This is a genomic window from Bradyrhizobium jicamae (assembly GCF_018130215.1).
Lineage (GTDB): Bacteria > Pseudomonadota > Alphaproteobacteria > Rhizobiales > Xanthobacteraceae > Bradyrhizobium > Bradyrhizobium jicamae_A.
On record NZ_JAFCKQ010000038.1, the window covers coordinates 1 to 17,886 of the forward strand.

Sequence of the window (17,886 nt, forward strand, 5' to 3'; positions counted from 1 at the left end):
CCTGGGAAGGCCGCCTGTCGGTGACGATGCGCCAGTCGCATACGGCCGGCGACAAGCTGTTCGTCGACTATGCCGGCGATGGCGTGCCGGTGGTAATCGACCGGTTCACCGGCGAGCGACGCGCCGCGCAGATCTTCGTCGCGGTGCTCGGCGCATCGAGCTTCACCTACGCGCAGGCGACCTGGACGCAGGGGCTCGCCGACTGGATCAGCGGCCACGTCGGCGCCTTCGAGGCGATCGGCGGCGTGCCGGCGCTGCTGGTGCCGGACAATACCAAGGTCGCAGTGATCAAGGCCTGCCTCTACGACCCGCAGATCAACCGCAGCTACGCCGACATGGCGGCGCATTACGGCACCGCCATTCTGCCGGCCAGGCCGCGACGGCCACGGGACAAGGCGAAGGTCGAACAGGCTGTCCTCATGGTCGAGCGCTGGCTGCTCGGGCGGCTGCGCCACCGCACCTTCCACAGCCTCGCTGAGGTCAACGCGGCGATCACCGAGCTAATGACCCGGCTCAACGAGGAGCGGCCGATCCGGCGGCTCGGCGTGACCCGCCGCAAGCTATTGGAGGAGATCGACCGGCCGGCGCTCAAGGACTTGCCGGAGAGCCCCTACGTGTTCGCCGAGTGGCGGATCTGCCGGGTCAGCATCGACTATCACGTCGAGGTCGAGGCGCATTACTACAGCGTCCCGCATCGCTTCGTCCGCGCCGAGGTCGAGGTGCGCTTCACCGCCCGCACCGTCGAGATTTTCCACAAGGGCGAGCGGATCGCCGCGCATCAGCGCATGAGCGGCAACCACAAGCACACCACCGTGCCGGAACACATGGCGTCCAGTCATCGGCGCTACGCCGGCTGGACCATCGAGCGCATTCGCAAGGAGGCCGCCACGATCGGGCCGGCCACCGCGGCGCTGTGCGACCTGATCCTCGATGAGCGGGCGCACCCCGAGCAGGGCTTTCGCGCTTGCCTCGGCATCATCCGGCTCGGCCAATCCTACGGGCAAGAGCGGCTCGATGCTGCCGCCATGCGCGCGATCGACATCGGCGCGCGCACCTACGGCTCGGTCAAATCGATCCTTGCCAACAATCTCGATCGGCGTCCTTCACCCAAGCGCCCCGCGGACAACGCGCCGGTCCTTCATCCCAACATCCGCGGGCCGCGCTACTACAATTAGGAGATCACGCCTTGCTCACGCATCCGACCCTCGATCAACTCCACGCGCTCGGCCTTCATGGCATGGCCAAGGCCTTTGCCGACATCGAAGCCGGCGGCGATGCCGCAAGCCTCGGCCATGCCGAATGGCTCGCGCTGCTGCTCGAACGCGAAGCCTCGCTGCGACGCGACAAGCGGCTATCGAAGCGGCTGCAATACGCCAAGCTGCGCCAGCAGGCTTGCGTCGAGGACATCGACTATCGCACCCCGCGCGGCCTCGACCGCAGCCTCCTGACGATGCTGGTCGAAGGCCAATGGATCGACGACCACGCCAACCTGCTGATCTGCGGGCCCTCCGGCGTCGGCAAGAGCTGGCTCGCCTCGGCGCTCGGCAACAAGGCCTGCCGCGACAATCGCTCCGTGCTCTATCAGCGTGTCCCGCGGCTGTTCACCGATCTCGCTTTGGCGCGCGGCGACGGCCGCCACCCGCGGCTCCTGCGGGCGCTCGGCCGCATCGATCTGCTCATCTTCGACGACTGGGGCCTCGAGCCGCTCGACGCCGCGGCCCGCCACGACCTCCTGGAGATCCTCGAGGACCGCTACGGCCGCCGCTCCACCATCGTCACCAGCCAGCTCCCGGTCGATCAATGGCACGCGCTGATCGGCGATCCCACCTACGCCGATGCCGTCCTCGACCGCCTGGTCCATAACGCCCACCGGATCGATCTCAACGGCGAAAGCATGCGGCGAACCCGCAAACCCGACCGAAAGACCTGAGCCTGTGGCGCTGTGGACATGCCGCTACGCTTGGACAACGCAAAGAGCGTTGCCCACATGCCCACAGCAGGAGCAACAGAAAAACCCGCCCGTCGAGCCGCGATTCAAGATTGACCACGCGGCTTCGCCGATGCCAGAAACCAGACTGCCAGAACGCCTCGCGCCCCGGGCGACATCAAATCGGAATGGTGGGCGAGATCATCTCGGAATCCTGGGCGAGATCAAATCGGTACACCCGGGCGAGATCATCGGAATCCGCAGGAGGGGCGCAGGAACTCCCCACGAGCGCCTGTTGACCTTCATGGGTAACCGGGCTCCGGGGCGTATCTCAATGACGGCGGTGGCTCGTGAGCTTGGCCTCAATGCGAACGCCAAGAAGGACCTACAGAAGAACCTTCGTAACGAGAACCATCCGACCACGGTGGCCCTCAAAGCCGATGGTGTGACCTACGCCGTCACTGGGCGGGGCCGCAGTGGAAAGAGTGAGCTGGTTAAGGAAGCAGCGTAGTTAGAATACACAAGATAACGGCCGCATCAGGTTATCCCAGCCAAGGGAGCCCGGTGCGGCCTTTTTTCTTATTGGCACGTCGTGTTGGTGCCCCCGATACCATTGGGCATCGTGGAGCAGTGAACCGCAGGCGGGTTTGCGGCGCTCTGCATTGCTTGACTGGCCGCTTGCAACCTCTGTCTAAACTCTTGGCGACGGGCCTGCTGGTTCGCTTCTTCTGCGGCCTCAGCGCGTGCCCCTTCCTCGCCGCGATGCCGGTGGCCGCACCGAAGCTCAGGATGCCCCGGTGCGACCCTTGGGTGTTAGCTAGCTGTCGCGCCGCTTGCTCGGTTCGCGGGCGGCCAGCTTCCTGGTGCGCTGATCGCGCTGTGCGAATACCATTACCTCAACCCTCCCATCCAAGCGGCCAATTCCCTACCCTCCCGGCTCATCCCTGCGGCTAAGATGTCGAAGAGCCGCTTCTTCTTCGTCCCGTCCTGATGCGCGTACATCAGAATGTTCTTCAGGTTCTCAGGGTCGGGCGCGGCCTCCACGATGTCGAACAGATTGTTGCTCGACATACCGAGGGTCTTCGCGACCGCATCGAAGCGGTCTCCCCGAACTTCAGCTACCCAACGGTCCAGTTCATTTTCGTCGTCGTATGCCATAGCTAGTCATCTCCGGGTGTTGGGTTATTATTTGCGACTAAGTTCCCAGGCGCGACGGACCTTAGACAACAGGTTCGAGCCTTTCTCGTTGATGAATGAACGGTTGATGCGTAGGTCCTGCTTATCGCGAACCTGCGAAATCACATTCATACCCTCGCCCCCGTTCCGGCTACGCTCCCCAAGGTCGAGAAGGTGCCGCGTCATGACGGCCTTATAAATCCCGACCTCGTTAGCGTACTCATTGACCGGCCGCCCTTCCTTCTCAGCGACCGTCAGGAAGCTGATGATGTAGCTGGCGGGGATTGTAGGGTTAGCCGCAACGAACGGCTCTATGGCCAGCCTGAGGGCTTTGGCTGCCTGTCTGGCTTCGTCCGACAAGAGTGATTTGTAGCCAACCGGCATGTTTGCGTTAGTCATGTGTGCGTGATGCTTTCGCTGGTGTCCCGGCGTTGCCCTAGCGCCCCTGCCGGTAGTCTTTTTGGTGCCACTGTGTACGCGCAACAGCTCAGTCGGTGGGCCACAGTGACCCGGCCCTCCGCTGAGAAGCGGTTTAATCTAGCGTGTAACGCGGGAATTTATTGAGAGCTTCGGCCATCGCGACTACGCGCGGTGCCCCGTATTTCCTTCCCTCGGTCGCCTGCGTGTGCCCGGTAATCGCGTCGTTCATTTTCTCGGGCATTCCGATTTCATCAGCGATGCGCTTGAAGGTATGCCGCCAAGCATGGTTCGGGCTAAGCTCGGGATCGTCTACACCCAACGCGCGTACCCATGTGCCCAGGTGTGCGCGCGCCGTATCGGCCCGGCTACGCGATGGTTTTAGAGGATCAGTACTCATCTGCTGTTGGGTGCGGTCATTGTAAAACAAAGCGCCTTTTCCGACCCGCTCCACCGTCTCAATGAAGCCCTGTGCAACAAGGTGTTCGTGAAGCGGCACGACACGTATCTTGCGGGTCTTCATCGTGCCCGCGTCGGGTGTCAGCTTCATCACGTAGAGGCCGTTGCGGTCTTCAATGTCGCTGCCGCGCAACTGGGTAATCTCTCCCGGCCTCGCCCCAGAATACGCGCAGAGCCATGGCACCCAGCGCCGCGTCCTCTCGGTTGGGCTGGTTGGCTTCTCGTAGGCGAGGCTGGCCTTCAATATCGTGCTTGCCTCGGCTGCGGTGAAGCTCCGACCATCCTCCCGCGTCTGCATCTTACGCGGCACGTCAACCTTGACTTCCTTGAAGGGATTTTGGCGAATGCGCTTATGCTCTCGCGCCCAACCGAAAACTCGCCGAGATGCCGAAAGCCAGATTTCCCGAACGGTACTCGCCCCGCGCTCCGCCGTGACTAGACCATGCACCCACTTGCGTGCGGCGTCTTCGGTGATCCCATCTGCCCCTACGTCAGCAAACTGACGCTGCATTTCGAGGAACACGGACCGCCAGCGTGTCACCGTCTTTGGCGCGGGCTTTTTCGCGGTGACGAACGCCTCGAACAATTCCCAGCAGCTCACACCTGAACTGCGCACGGGTCCATTTGTAAAGGGTGGGAAACTGTCAGGAGTGTCATCGTGGGAGTAGTCACCATTAGCGCGCCTCTCAAGCAGCGAAATGGCTGGCAAGAGGTTGTCGCTAACCGCGTCCACAAAGAGAGCATAGGCGCTGGCATTGAGGGCCATCCCCTCGCTGGCCAGAAATGTCGCTACGCGGGCACACTCGGCAACCTGCGGCCTCACCGCCTCCCGGACTTCAGGTTCTTTGGCCCAATCCCAGCGGGGGTCCGCCTTGGGGTCAGCTTCGTAGCTGTCAGGCGCATGCGGACGGATCACGTCCCACACGAAAAGGTCGCCCAATTCCCGCCAGTGCTTTGCGGGGCCGGGATCATCCTCGTGCTGCTTGACGAACCAGTTGTACCACCGGCCTGCGAGCGCGATTGCATTTAGCCGGGTAAGCGGCTGGCCTTCGCCGTTTCGCTGCGCACGCAACGCGGCGATGCGGGTTTCAACCTCAGCCTCCCATTCCCCGAGACGCACCTTTGCCTCGGACTTGGGTGTGTCTGCCGCGAGCTTAAGATGGGCTTCTCGCTTGAGGCCGTAGAGCCGCGCGTATTCCCCACGAACATCCTCGGGAATGGCTTTGCGGGCAAACCACCGACCATCAACAGCACGAGTTAACGAGACCATCCGCAATGCCATTTGTATGCGCCTTTGTATTTCAGGCGGCGCAAATCCACTTGGCTTATCAGTAAGATGCTGAGCGTGCGGGGCAATTCAACTGTAGTGGTACAGTTGGGTGGGCTCGAACCACCGACCTCCTGTTCCACAGACAGGCGCTCTAACCAACTGAGCTACAACTGCATCCTGGCACGCGGCCCTCTGCAGAAAGGGGGCGGCGATTTCGGGCGGAAACTAGGTGCAACGCGCCCCTTTGGCAAGGCCGTAACGCAGGCTTTCCGCGCCGTTTCGAAACTCAATTCCAACAAAAAGCCCGGGCCGATCGGCCCGGGCCCTTCGCAATCGTCGGGGCGATCAGGCCGCCGGCTGGTAGAACTTCGAGGCGCCGGCCTTGATCGGCTCGGCGGCCTCGGCAGCGACCTTCTGGCCGAGCTCGGCGAGCTCCTTGGCCTGGGCGGTGTAGGTCTCGAACTGCTTGCGGGCGTGCGAGGTCCACAGCTCGACCGCCTCGGAGGGCGACTTCACGCTGAACAGCTCCTGGGCGAAATTGAGCGAGGAGGTCGAGTTTGCCTTGAAGAACTCGATCAGCTTGGCCGAGTACTCGGTGGCACCCTTGTTCATGGTGGTGAAGACGGCCTCGACCGTCGAGTTGTGGGTCTCGGCAGCGTCCTTGAACTTGGCGTAGCTGTCGCGGGCCTGCGACACGCCCTTTTCGGCGAACGCACGCATCTGCTCGGGAACTTCAAAGGGGATGATCGAGGCGGAAAACGGATCGGACGGGTTCGTCATGACGTGTATCCTTCGCAACGGGTGACTCGATGTGACCATTGCGAGCGCCCCCGGGACCTGGAAAACCGGGGACGTCGAAATCGATCACGCTGCCTTGGTTCACGGGAATGCCCTTCGTCGGGCATGTCCAATAAACACCCGTATCATGTCAATTTTGTGCAACGCAACGCGAAAACGCTGCAATGCCGCAACATTTGGCCGGACCGGGTGCGGGTTCCGTTCCGGCCGCGCCCGAGGTTGCATCGCAATCTGCACGGGACGGCCGGGCGCCGGTCAGCCGGCTCAGTTCCTCGGCTTGACCGCATCCATTGCGGCGCGGCTGACGGCCTGGCCCATTTCGCTGGCCTGCTCGGTGAGTGCGCGCATCTGGCTTTGCACATATTCGCTGTGCAGCTTCATCACCTCGGTGAGATCCTTGGCCTTGAGCAGCGACTGGGCGTAATCCAGCGAGGTCTGCACGTTCTTTTCGGCATAGGCGAGCGCCTTGCTGGAAATGTCCCTCGCGCCGGCGCGCATCGTGGCATTGCGCTCCTCGATCTTGCCGGCAGTTGCCTGCGTGTTGGAGACGAATTGCTCGAACGCCTTGCGCGCCTGGTCGAAGCTTGCTTCCGCCATCGTTCGCATGTCCTTCGGGATCTCGAAATGGTCTCGCCCGGGTTCACTCATGGTCACTCTCCATGGCCTGTTTCTTCTGACGTCGAAGCACCGGACGGCTGCCGCCGGTTCCGGCGATACCCGACAACGCGGCAGCGTCCGGATCGTTCAGGCGGGTTTCAGGGATCCTTGGCGAGTTAACGTTATCCCGTCTTTGCCGCAGCCGCGCCTGAAGGGGCCGTGGACCTGCCGCCCAGCGCTTGCGATACTAACGTTCCGTTAAGGCTGTCATCCTGTGGCCACCGGGTTCTGCGGCCGGGCGCGGTGAGAAAGCCCAACCAATGCGGTCAAGTCCTGCGTGATGAATGATGCGGAATTCCAGGTCCAGGCGCTCGCCGACGTCAGGCTAGCGGGGCACGCTGCAAGCGCGCTGCCCGCGTGGCTGTGGTCGGCCGACGGCGCGCGGATCCTGTGGGCCAATCCGGTCGGCGTGCAGATCTTCGGCGCAGCCAACAGCCTTGATCTCGCCAGGCGCGCCTTCGGTCCGGCCGATCCGCATCGCCGCCAGGTCGCGCGGCTCGGCCCGAACCTCGCGGCCAATGGCGCAGTGCGGCTGGAGCGGCTGCGCGGCTTCGGCGCGGCGGCGGGGCTGCTCGCGACCTGCGCCTGCGCGCGGCTCGAACTGCCCGACGGCAGCCACGGCATCCTGATGACGGCGCTGAACGCAACAGGCCGCACCATGCCGCTGGCCGAACGCCTGCAGCGGCTGGTGCTGGGCATCGAGCAGCCTGCCGCGGTCTTCAGCTGCGATGGCCTGCTGATCGGCGCCAACGAGGCGGCGCGTCCGCTGCCCGGTTTGCACGATCTCAGCGAGGCCGGCCTCGAGGCGGTGAGCGGCGACGCGTTGAAACAGGGCCGCGCGGGGCTAAGCGTTGCGATCGGCCGCGTGGTGCTGCAACGGATCGGCCACGGTGCCGACACCGCGCTGGTCGCGCTGATCAAGCCGGCCCCGCATCTGGCTGCGCGGCCACAGCCAGCACCGCCGGCTGCACCGGACATCGCGAAAGCGTTAGCAACGGACGAGACGAGTGCGGCCGAACCCGAGCCCGTCGTTGCACCGCCGCCGGCCGCCCCCGTCGCCGAACCGCCACCTGCGGCGCATGCCGACGCGTGCGCGCAGGCCGAGGAGGCGCCGACCGAGGACGCGCCGCTGGGATTCACACTGTTCGATGCGCTGGATCCGCCGCGGGAAACAACGGCGGAAACACCGGCAGGCGCCCCTGTCGTCACGCCCTCACGACTTGCGCCTGTCGAAGCACCCCCGGTCGAGCCGTCGCTCCCGGAAGCGCCGACGGAGGTGACGGCGGAAGAGGAAGCCGAAGCGCCGCCGCTCGAGGCCCCGCCCGACGCCGCAGATGAAGTCGAGGCGCCGGTCGTGGCCACACCGACGCCACCGGCCGATCCCGTTTCCTCGCCCTATGCGATGGCTGACGCACCTGCCGCCGAACCGCCGCCCCTGGCACCCGCACCTGCGGCGGCGCCTTCCTGGCTCGACGAGCCGCTGCCCTCGACGCGGCGGCATCCATTGCGCTTCATGTGGCAGATGGATCATGAGGGGCGCTTCTCGCTCGGCTCCGATGAGTTCACCCGCCTGATCGGAATCCACACCGCGGCCGGCTTCGGCCGTCTGTGGAGCGAGATCGCCGAGACCTTCGGACTCGATCCCGAAGGCCGCGTGATGAAGGCGTTCGGGTCCCACGACACCTGGAGCGGCATCACGCTGAACTGGCCGGTCGACGGCGGCAGCCGCCTGCCGGTCGAATTGTCCGGCCTGCCGGTGTTCGACCGCAACAGGACCTTCGCCGGCTATCGCGGCTTTGGTGTGTGTCGCGACCTCGACGGGCTTGCGCGACTCGCCGCGCTGCGCCGCTATGAGTTCTTCAGCGGTCCGCCGCTGCCGCAGCCGCTGTCGGCCGACGTCGCGCGCGCAGCCGCGGCCACCGATGCGCCGCCGGGGCCGGCCCTCGCAGAGCCGCCGCCGGCCGAAGCTGCTCCGCAGCTCGCGGATCCGCCAGATGCCGACGCCGCACCACCAGCTGAGGAATTGACCACACCGATTGCGCCAGAGACTTCACACCCAGCCGATCCGGATCACGCCGTGGAAACGCCTCAGGATACGCGCCCAGAATCCGGCGCCGACATGCGTAGCGACACGCCGCCGAATGTGGTGCCGTTCCGCCTCGCCGGTGACACCAGGCCGCCGTCGCTGACGCCGGTCGAAAACAACGCCTTCAACGAACTCGCCCGCCAATTGTCGGCCCGGCTCGAGAGCGAGGCCGGTCTCACCGGTTCGGCCGCAGGCCACACCGCAGAGACCGTCACCGAGCCGCCCGCCGTCGTCGAGCCGCCCGCAACCGAGCCGCCGCGGGAGGAGCTTCGCGACACACCGAAGGCGACCTGGCTGGCGCAGGCCGAGCCGGCGCCGCGTGGCGAATCCAGGCGCGACATGGCGCTGCTCGATTTGCTGCCGGTCGGCATCCTGATCTACCGGCTCGACCGCCTGCTCTATGCCAACCCCGCCTTCCTCGCGCGCCTGGGGTATCCCAGCCTGCACGCGCTCGAGGACGCCGGCGGGCTCGATGCGCTCTATGTCGAGCCCGGCGTCTCTCAGGCGAGCAGTTCATCCGGGTCAGGCACGCCGGTCACGATCTCCGCCAGCCAGGCCGAGGACAGCACCACTGCCTCGGCCTCGGCCGACGCGCGGCTGCACACCATCTCCTGGGACGGCGATTCCGCGCTGGCGCTGATCTTCACGAGCACGCAGCACGAGGACGCTGCCGTCGCGGCCGCGCTCTCTGCACCGCCTGCGGAGCCGGAGTCGGTTGCAGAGCCGGCGCCGCCGCAGGCCGGCCACGCCGACGCCGAGGAACTCGGCGCCATCCTCGACACTGCGGCCGAGGGCATCATCATGTTCGATGCCGAAGGCAACATAAATTCCTGCAACCGTAGCGCCGAGGCGCTGTTCGGCTATGACGGCGAGGATTTCATCAAGCGCAATCTCGCCGAACTGTTCGCGCCGGAAAGCCGGCACGAGGTGTTCGACTATCTTGCCGGCCTGAAATCGCCTGATGTCACCAGCCTGCTGGATCATGGCCGCGAGGCGCTCGGGCGCGTGCGCCAGGGCGGCATCATCCCGCTCTCGGTGACGATGGGCCGCACCCGCGCCGACGGACCGAACTTCTTCGCGGTGTTCCGCGACCTCTCGCAAACCAGGAAGAGCGAGAGCGAGCTGCGCGAGGCCAGGCGCCTCGCCGAACGCGCGGCGAACGCCAGATCCGACATGCTGGCGCGGATCAGCCATGAGCTGCGCACACCGCTCAATGCCATCATCGGCTTTGCCGAGGTGATGATCGGCGAGCGTTTCGGCGCGCTCGGCAACGAGCGCTATGCCGAGTACATGAAGGACATCCGCGCCTCCGGCGAGCGGGTGATCGCAATCGTCAACGACCTGCTCGATCTCGCCCGGATCGAGACCGGCAAGCTCGACCTCGCCTTCACCAGCCAGAACCTCAACGAGATGGTGGAGAGCTGCGTCGCGGTGATGCAGCCGCAGGCCAACCGCGAGCGCATCATCATCCGCACCTCGCTCGCGCACACGCTGCCGCCCGTCATCGCGGACGCCCGCGCGCTGCGCCAGATCACGCTGAACCTGATCGGCAACTCGATCCATCTCGCCAATGCCGGCGGCCAAGTGATCGTCTCCACCGCGCTGTCTGACTTCGGCGAGGTGATGCTGCGGGTACGCGACACCGGGCAGAGCCTCAACGACAACGAGGTCGCCGCCGCGCTCGAGCCGTTCCGCGCTCCGGCGCCGACCGACCAGGCCGGCTCCGGCGGCGTCAGCCTGTCGCTGACCAAGGCGCTGGTCGAAGCCAACCGCGCCAAATTCCAGATCCGCACCGGCGGCCGCACCGGCACCCTGATCGAGATCGTGTTCTCCCACGCCGCCGCGCGGGCGTGAGACGAAGGGACTCGCTTGCCTCTCCCGCCTGCGGGGAGACCGGATCGCAGATGCGATCCGGGTGCGGGCTGCTTCCGCAATACGACTCGTGGTGAGACCCGCACCCCAACCCGCGGGCGGGAGGGGAGCCTGACCAGCTGGCCGTGGTCATCGTCTGGTCTTCCCCGCCCACCCACGGCATGACTCTTGCTCGAACTCACGCACCCACACCGGCGGACTCCGTCCGCGCATCCGGACTTGATTGATCATGCGCTGCCTGGTCGTCGCAGATCTGCACTATTCACTGCGGCAGTTCGACTGGCTGCTGTCAGCGGCGCCGCAGTTCGATCTCGTGATCTTCGCGGGCGACGCGCTCAACATCGCGTCGGCCGTCGACTTTCGCGCCCAGATCGTGGTGGTGCGCAAATATCTGGCGCGGCTCGCCCGCCTCACCCGCGTGATCTTCTGTTCGGGCAATCATGACCTCGACGAGCGCGACGCCGCCGGCGAGAAGATCGCGCGCTGGGTCGGCGGCATCAGGGAGTTCGGGATTGCCTGCGACGGCGACAATGTCGAGATCGGCGGCACGCTGTTCTCGGTCTGCCCGTGGTGGGATGGAGCGCAGGTCAAGGCACGCATCGACGCGCAGCTTCGGGACGCGGCCGCGATGCAGCCGAAATGCTGGATCTGGGCGCATCACGCGCCGCCGGCGAATTCGCCGACCAGCTGGGGCGGGCGGCGCTTCTTCGGCGACACCGAGCTCATGCAACTGATCATGCGCTACCAGCCGCAGATCGTGATCTCCGGCCATGTGCACCAGTCGCCGTTCATTCCCAACGGCTCGTGGTACGACAGGCTCGGCTACAGCTGGGTGTTCAATGCCGGGCTGCAACCGGGCTGGCCGCCGGCCCATATCGTGCTCGATCTCGACGAGGGCAAGGCGTTCTGGCTCGCGGCCGGCGACGAGCAGGTCATCGATCTCGCCGTGCCGCTCAGCCGGCCGGCCGCGGCCGTGACCGCACCGCCGGCCTGGCTCACATCCTTGGGTCGGATTCCCGATCCGATCCTGGCGCGACCTGCGACGATGGCAGGCTGAACATGTGCTGAAGCACCTCGCCGACCATCTCGAGATGGGTGCCGTGCCCGGCATATTGCTGCATCAGGTCGGCGAGATAGGTGGTGGCGACGTGCAGGCGCTGAGCCAATAGCTGCGCGATCAGGAGCGCCATCGCCGGCTGCTCGCGCAGGAACCGCGCCGCGTCGTCGAACTCGTACAGCACGGTGTCGGACGCGCTGCGCACCCTGGCGCTGTGCGGCTGGTCGAGCAGGACCGACATTTCGCCGAACACGGCGCCGGGCTCGCTGATCACGGCCACCACGCTGTCGCCGCGCAACACCTCGACCTTGCCCTCGACCAGCACGAACAGGTGCCCGGTCTTGCCGCCCTCGTGGATGAAATCGGTGCCCGCCGGCAGGCTTCGCTTCGCCCCTCCCGTGCAGTGATCCAGGATCGCGCGCATGAACTTGTGACCTCCGCGTCCGGTGAGACTAGAGCATGATCCGGATGAGTTGAAAGCTGTTTTCCGGTCAGATCTTCTCGAGGATCGCCTCCTTCATCCGCGCGATCCGGGCCTCGTCGCGCTTGTAGAATGTCCACTGCTTGACGCGCTTGGTGCTCAGCAGTCCGGCCTGGGCCAGGATCTTGAGGTGCTCGCTCACGGTCGGCTGGCTGACGCCGAGCTTCTCGGCGATCAGCGCGCCGCAGACCCCGTCCTTGACCAGGTCGCCGTCGACCTGCGGCGGGAAGTGCGCTTTCGGGCGCTTCAGCCACTGCAGGATCAACAGCCGGCGATCGCTCGCCAGCGCGCGCAGTACCGACTCGACGTTTTCATCCCACGAAGGCATATTGCTAATTAGCTAAATGACTAATTTATGTCAAACCGCATCGAGGAGGCCGCCGTGACCGGGATAACACCGCAGGAGATCGCGCAATGCGAGACGCTGGTCCGGCCGCATGTCAGGCGGACGCCGGTCGTTGCGCTCGCGGGCGACGAGTTCGGCCTGGCGGGAAATCCGCTGACGCTCAAGCTCGAATTGCTGCAGCATGCGGGCTCGTTCAAGACCCGCGGCGCCTTTGCCAACCTGCTCGCGCGCGATGTGCCGAAGGCCGGCGTCGTCGCTGCATCCGGCGGCAATCACGGCGCCGCCACCGCCTATGCCGCGATGAAGCTCGGCACCCCGGCGCGGATCTTCGTCCCCACCGTGTCATCGCCGGCCAAGGTGCAGCGCATCCGCGACTACGGCGCCGATCTCGTCATCGAGGGTGACCGTTATGCCGACGCGCTTGCGGCGAGCGAGGTCTGGGCGCGGCAGAGCGGCGCAATGGCGGTGCCGGCTTTCGACCAGCGCGAGACCATCATGGGCCAGGGAACGCTCGGTCTCGAGCTCGGCCAGCAGGCGCCCGATATCGACACCGTGCTGGTGTCGGTCGGCGGCGGCGGCCTGATCGCGGGCATCGCCGCCTGGTATGCCGGGCGCATCAAGGTGATCGGTGTCGAACCATCGGCCGCGCCGACGCTGACGCACGCACTCGCCGCCGGCCATCCGGTCGACGCCGAGGCGGGCGGCATTGCGGCGGATTCGCTCGCGCCGCGACGAATCGGTACGCAGGTCTATCCGATCGCCGAGAGATATGTCCAAGGCGCCGTGCTGGTGTCCGACGATGCGATTGCCGGGGCGCAGGAGACGCTGTGGCGCGCATTGCGCATCGTCGCCGAGCCGGGCGGCGCCGCGGCATTTTCGGCGTTGCTGTCGGGCGCCTACAAGCCCGCTCCTGGCGAGCGCGTCGCCGTCGTGATCAGCGGCGGCAACACCACAGCGGTGGATTTTGCGCGCACGCGCTGAACGCCGGTTCAGCAGCACTGATTTGGGGGTCTTGTCCAGCCCTGCCGCGAAAAATATTTCGGTTTATCGTAATGGCAAATCAGTGTATAGATTTTCCGTCTCATCCGCTCGAGGGGCGCTCGCGATCGTCACGAACGTTGTGGTGGGATGCGGTGGACGCCGCATGCGTGACTGACGAGAGCGCATGAGGCGGACGGCGAAATCGTGCAGGCCTGACGCCCTGGTGGCAGGTGTCCTCTCGTGAAGCGTGCGCAAGCATCTTTGCGAAAGCGGTGACAAGAAAGCCCAGTCTCGCCGGGGAGAGCACGTATAAGCCGTAACCCATCGCGCAGGGAAAGCCGGGTTGCTCCGGTTACACCTGTGGTCCTACCCCCGTGCTTTTTGTTGCACGGGACCCATGGGTGCGATCGGCACCCGGCTTTCCCTGCGCCCTCTGCTCACAGAGCGGCGAAACGAGACGCAAAACTCGGGCAAGAGCGGTCGCGAGAACGCGAAGCTGTGTCCCATCCACCGTTGAGCGAAATTGTTGCGGGACGCTGGAACGACGAATCCCGTTCACAACACTCGCCACGGCGTATGGGTCCCTGCTTTCGCAGGGACGACGGCGGTGCATGCGGCAGCGGCCTTGCTCTTCACCCACGAGATCGCGCGAAACGGATCGTCGATCCGCCCGCCGTCACCATCTCAGGTGTTCTTCAGCGCGACGCGGAATTCGGCTTCGGTCTTGGCCTTGACCTCGTCGAGCGTGACGCCGTCGGCGAGTTCGATCAGAGCCATGCCGTCCTTGCCGTGCTTGTCGATGGTGAACACGGCGAGATCGGTGACCACCATGTCGACCACGCGCTCGCCGGTCAGCGGCAGGTTGCAGGTCTTGAGCAGCTTCGGGCCGTCCTTGGCGGAATGCTCCATCACCACGACGACGCGCTTGACGCCGGCGACGAGGTCCATGGCGCCGCCCATGCCCTTCACCATCTTGCCGGGGATCATCCAGTTGGCGAGGTCGCCGTTCTGGGCGACCTGCATGGCGCCGAGGATCGACAGATCGATATGACCGCCGCGCACCATGCCGAAGGAATCGGCCGAAGAGAAATAGGCGGTGTCGGGCAGTTCGCTCACGGTCTGCTTGCCGGCGTTGATGAGATCGGCGTCGACCTCGTCCTCATAGGGGAACGGACCCATGCCGAGCATGCCGTTCTCGCTCTGCAGGCTGACGTCGATGCCGGCGGGAATGTAATTCGAGACCAGCGTCGGAATGCCGATGCCGAGATTGACGTAGTAACCGTCGCGCAACTCCTTGGCGGCGCGCGCAGCCATCTGTTCACGGGTCCAGGCCATGGGGATCTCCTGTCGAAACGGTTACGCTGCGGGCCGCGGGCGGGTGTTGCGGAACTCGATGCGCTTGTTGGCGCTGCCGACCTCGATGATGCGCTTGACGAAGATCCCGGGCGTGTGGATGTGGTCCGGGTCGATCTCGCCGGCCGGCACCAGGTGCTCGACCTCGGCGACGGTGACCTTCGCCGCGGTCGCCATCATCGGGTTGAAGTTGCGCGCGGTCTTTCGGTAGACCAGATTGCCGGCGGTGTCGCCCTTCCAGGCATGGACGATGGCGAGGTCGGCGAACAGGCCGCGCTCCATCAGATACTTCTCGCCGTCGAATTCCTTCACTTCCTTGCCCTCGGCGATCAGCGTGCCGACGCCGGTCTTGGTGTAGAAGGCCGGGATGCCGGCGCCGCCGGCGCGGATACGCTCGGCCAGCGTGCCCTGCGGGTTGAACTCGAGCTCGAGTTCGCCGGCGAGATATTGCTGGGCGAACAGCTTGTTCTCGCCGACATAGGACGAGATCATCTTCTTGATCTGGCGCGTCTCCAGAAGACGGCTCAGGCCGATGCCGTCGACGCCGGCATTGTTGGAGACGACGGTCAGCCCCTTCACGCCGGAGTCGCGTATCGCGTCCGACAGGGTCTCGGCGATGCCGCAGAGGCCGAAACCTCCCGACATGACCATGATGCCGTCCTTGAGGAGACCATCGAGTGCCGATTTGGCGTCGGGATAAACCTTGTTCATGCAGCGAATACCTGATCGAGGGCGCGGAACGGCTGTGATAGAGCGGATTATTAGGCGAAATCTTCGCGGTGCGTCAATGACGGCCCCGCGCCGCTGCGGAAGCCGGCCTGCGGCATCGGGTCGGCCTTGAAAGCGTCAAGAAAACCCTTCAAGTTGCGTGGGTTGGCACGGGCCTCGATCTCGGCCGCAGAGCTTGACGACGACCCGACAGATTCAACCCGACCCGGACATGCCACTGACAATGGCCCAAGGAATGAAGCGCCTGGGGATGCCGATTGCGGCGCTTCTTGGACTGGCGCTGATCGGCCTGGCCGCGAATTCCTGGTTCCTCAACCGGGACGCGCTGCGCCGCGCCGTGGAAACCCAGATCCGCGCCGTGACCGGCCTTGAACTCGTCGTCAATGGAAACATTGACGTCTCGGTGTTTCCCGGAAGCTACGTTTCCTTCCACAATGTCGGGTTCAAGGGCGCCGATACCGCCGACCCGGCCCTGCAGGTCGACGTGCTGACCGCCAACCTGCGCCTGCTGCCGCTGATGCTGCGGCGATTCGAGATCGCCGACGTCATGATGCTCCGGCCACATATCCATGTGGTCCGCAACGCCAATGGCGAGAGCAACTGGACACCGTTCGTCGAGACCATCGCCAGGACGATGACCCCCGGCGCCGAGAACCAGGTGTCGTTCTCGGAGATCCGGATCCAGGATGGCGAATTGAACTATGTGGACACGGCCAACCAGGTCGACGAACAGCTCGGCGATATCGACCTGTCGCTGGCCTGGCCGTCGATCTCGCGCTCTTTTGCCGCAACCGGCCAGTTCGACTGGCGGGGCGAGCGCGTCGACGGCTCGATCAGCGCCAGCGATTTCGTCGCGCTGTTGTCGGGTAATCGCTCCGGCCTCAAGGCACGGCTCGCCAGCGCGCCGCTCAAGGTCGCGTTCGACGGAACCGTCGCCAATCGCACCAGCCTGATGATGGAAGGCACGGCCACCCTGGACAGCCCGTCGCTGCGCAGCGCACTGCGCTGGATGGGCCAGGCGCCGCCGGGCGGCGGCGGCGGCTTCGGCCGCTTCGCGCTGAAGGCGCGCGCCAATGTGGTCGGTGCCTCGGTTGCGCTCACCAATGTCAATGTCGAACTCGACGGCAACGTCGCCGAGGGCGTGATGACCTACGCCAATAACGGCCGGCAGACGCTGCAGGCGACGCTTGCGGCCGGCAATCTCGACTTCACGCCCTACATCTCGACCTTCCGGCTCCTGGCGAGCGGCCAGCGCGACTGGAACAGGCAGTTGTTCGACCTGTCGTCGCTCTCGACCACCGACCTCGACATGCGCCTGTCGGCGGCCAAGGTGACCGTTGGCCCGTCGAAGCTCGGCCGCACCGCGCTCGGTGCCAATCTGCGCGGCGGCGCGCTCGCGCTCAGCATCGGCGAGGCGCAGATGTATGGCGGCATCGCCAAGGGCTCGTTCGCGATCGCGCGCTCGGACGCCGTCGCCGACGTGCGGGCGCAATTGCAGTTCACCGACGTCGACTTGCAGGCCTGTGCCAGCGAGCTGTTCGGGATCAACAAGCTGTCGGGCCGCGGCAACCTCAACGTCTCGCTGATGGCCTCCGGCTCGAGCCCGTTCGGGCTCGCGCAATCGCTCGACGGGACCGCGTCACTGACCGGCCATGACGGCGCGATCGCGGGTTTCAATGTCGAGCAGCTGTTGCGGCGCCTGGAGCGGCGGCCACTGTCGGGCGGCGGCAATTTCCGCTCCGGCTCGACACCGTATGAAAATCTCAACGTCTCGGTGAAGTTCGCCGACGGGGTTGCGACCGCAGAGGATATCCGGCTCGAGGGCCCCGCGGCACGGATCACGCTGACCGGCACCGCCTCGGTGCCGTCGCGCGAATATGATCTGAAGGGCGTGGCCAGCCTCAACTCGACGCCGGGCGGCAGCAAGGGCTTTGATCTGCCGTTCGTGGTACAGGGTCCGTGGGACGATCCCCTGGTGTTTCCCGATCCCGACAGCCTGATCCGCCGCTCGCCGGGCGCTTCGCAATTGCTTGATTCGCTCAAGGACAGCAAGGCCCGGGATGCCGTGCGCTCGGTCATCGAGCGCTTCACCGGCGGCGGCGCGCGGCAAGCCGTGCCCGATGCCGCGGTGACCGCGCCGGCCGCCGCGGCGAATGCCAAGTCGAATTGACGCGCTCGCTGGCCCGGACGGGCGGTACGAGGTGGTCTGAGCGGATCAAGATACCTGCCGCATGCTGCTTAAGCCGAATGCGAAGCATCTGGAATGATTGGGAACCA

General features: G+C 65.4%; 16 protein-coding genes and 1 tRNA gene. 7 read left to right on the plus strand and 10 right to left on the minus strand.

From position 1 onward, the window contains the following. From istA to JQ586_RS29750, 3 genes are all read left to right on the plus strand, one after another. Nucleotides 1–1,175, plus strand: a 1,175-nt coding sequence (istA, locus tag JQ586_RS29740; protein WP_212398193.1) for an IS21 family transposase, incomplete at its 5' end; no start/stop codon positions are given. 11 nt (nt 1,176–1,186) lie between these two features. Then, the gene (gene istB, locus JQ586_RS29745) at nt 1,187–1,930 is read left to right on the plus strand and encodes an IS21-like element helper ATPase IstB (RefSeq protein WP_212398194.1); all 744 of its coding nucleotides are present in this window, start codon (nt 1,187–1,189) and stop codon (nt 1,928–1,930) included. Between the two features lie 292 nt (nt 1,931–2,222). Then, nucleotides 2,223–2,438: a hypothetical protein gene (locus JQ586_RS29750; RefSeq protein WP_212398195.1), complete on the plus strand. Its 216-nt coding sequence runs from the start codon at nt 2,223–2,225 to the stop codon at nt 2,436–2,438. Between the two features lie 380 nt (nt 2,439–2,818). Here JQ586_RS29750 and JQ586_RS29755 read toward each other — a convergent pair whose 3' ends face one another. The 6 genes from JQ586_RS29755 to JQ586_RS29780 form a co-directional block, all read right to left on the minus strand. After that, nucleotides 2,819–3,085, minus strand: coding sequence for a hypothetical protein (locus JQ586_RS29755; RefSeq protein WP_212398196.1), 267 nt, complete (start codon nt 3,083–3,085; stop codon nt 2,819–2,821). A 27-nt stretch (nt 3,086–3,112) separates the two neighbouring features. Beyond that, nucleotides 3,113–3,502 carry a hypothetical protein gene (locus JQ586_RS29760; RefSeq protein WP_212398197.1) on the minus strand — a complete coding sequence of 130 codons (390 nt, stop codon included), beginning with the start codon at nt 3,500–3,502 and terminating at the stop codon, nt 3,113–3,115. Nucleotides 3,503–3,635: 133 nt separating this feature from the next. After that, entirely contained in the window at nt 3,636–5,261 is a 1,626-nt protein-coding gene (locus JQ586_RS29765) for a tyrosine-type recombinase/integrase (RefSeq protein WP_212398198.1), read from the minus strand. An 85-nt stretch (nt 5,262–5,346) separates the two neighbouring features. Continuing rightward, nucleotides 5,347–5,423: transfer RNA gene (locus tag JQ586_RS29770), tRNA-His, on the minus strand. A gap of 171 nt (nt 5,424–5,594) precedes the next feature. After that, entirely contained in the window at nt 5,595–6,029 is a 435-nt protein-coding gene (locus JQ586_RS29775; RefSeq protein WP_212398199.1) for a phasin, read from the minus strand. Nucleotides 6,030–6,311: 282 nt separating this feature from the next. Beyond that, nucleotides 6,312–6,695: a phasin family protein gene (locus JQ586_RS29780; protein WP_212398200.1), complete on the minus strand. Its 384-nt coding sequence runs from the start codon at nt 6,693–6,695 to the stop codon at nt 6,312–6,314. Nucleotides 6,696–6,984: 289 nt separating this feature from the next. Here JQ586_RS29780 and JQ586_RS29785 point away from each other — a divergent pair, with 289 nt between their 5' ends. Next, nucleotides 6,985–10,644: a PAS domain-containing protein gene (locus JQ586_RS29785; protein ID WP_212398201.1), complete on the plus strand. Its 3,660-nt coding sequence runs from the start codon at nt 6,985–6,987 to the stop codon at nt 10,642–10,644. Between the two features lie 247 nt (nt 10,645–10,891). Next, complete coding sequence (locus JQ586_RS29790; protein ID WP_212398202.1) at nt 10,892–11,719, plus strand: metallophosphoesterase; 828 nt, start codon at nt 10,892–10,894, stop codon at nt 11,717–11,719. Here the strand turns inward: JQ586_RS29790 and JQ586_RS29795 are convergent. Both JQ586_RS29795 and JQ586_RS29800 read right to left on the minus strand, forming a co-directional pair. Then, a complete protein-coding gene (locus tag JQ586_RS29795; protein ID WP_212398203.1) occupies nt 11,658–12,143 on the minus strand; it encodes a Crp/Fnr family transcriptional regulator in 486 nt (161 codons plus the stop codon). The genes JQ586_RS29790 and JQ586_RS29795 overlap by 62 nt on opposite strands. Nucleotides 12,144–12,210: 67 nt before the next feature. Next, nucleotides 12,211–12,528 carry a helix-turn-helix transcriptional regulator gene (locus tag JQ586_RS29800; RefSeq protein WP_212398204.1) on the minus strand — a complete coding sequence of 106 codons (318 nt, stop codon included), beginning with the start codon at nt 12,526–12,528 and terminating at the stop codon, nt 12,211–12,213. A 27-nt stretch (nt 12,529–12,555) separates the two neighbouring features. On the opposite strand from JQ586_RS29800, the gene JQ586_RS29805 reads away from it, so the two are divergent. After that, the gene (locus JQ586_RS29805; protein ID WP_212398205.1) at nt 12,556–13,527 is read left to right on the plus strand and encodes a threonine/serine dehydratase; all 972 of its coding nucleotides are present in this window, start codon (nt 12,556–12,558) and stop codon (nt 13,525–13,527) included. 684 nt (nt 13,528–14,211) lie between these two features. On the opposite strand, the gene JQ586_RS29810 is transcribed toward JQ586_RS29805, so the two are convergent. Together JQ586_RS29810 and JQ586_RS29815 are read right to left on the minus strand one after the other, a co-directional pair. After that, nucleotides 14,212–14,862 (minus strand): 3-oxoacid CoA-transferase subunit B, encoded by a 651-nt coding sequence (locus tag JQ586_RS29810; protein ID WP_212398206.1) that lies wholly within the window; start codon nt 14,860–14,862, stop codon nt 14,212–14,214. 21 nt (nt 14,863–14,883) lie between these two features. After that, nucleotides 14,884–15,591 carry a CoA transferase subunit A gene (locus JQ586_RS29815; RefSeq protein ID WP_212398207.1) on the minus strand — a complete coding sequence of 236 codons (708 nt, stop codon included), beginning with the start codon at nt 15,589–15,591 and terminating at the stop codon, nt 14,884–14,886. A 241-nt stretch (nt 15,592–15,832) separates the two neighbouring features. Between JQ586_RS29815 and JQ586_RS29820 the strand changes: the two genes are divergently transcribed. Further along, the gene (locus tag JQ586_RS29820) at nt 15,833–17,779 is read left to right on the plus strand and encodes an AsmA family protein (protein WP_212398208.1); all 1,947 of its coding nucleotides are present in this window, start codon (nt 15,833–15,835) and stop codon (nt 17,777–17,779) included. The last annotated feature ends 107 nt before the right edge of the window (nt 17,780–17,886 follow it).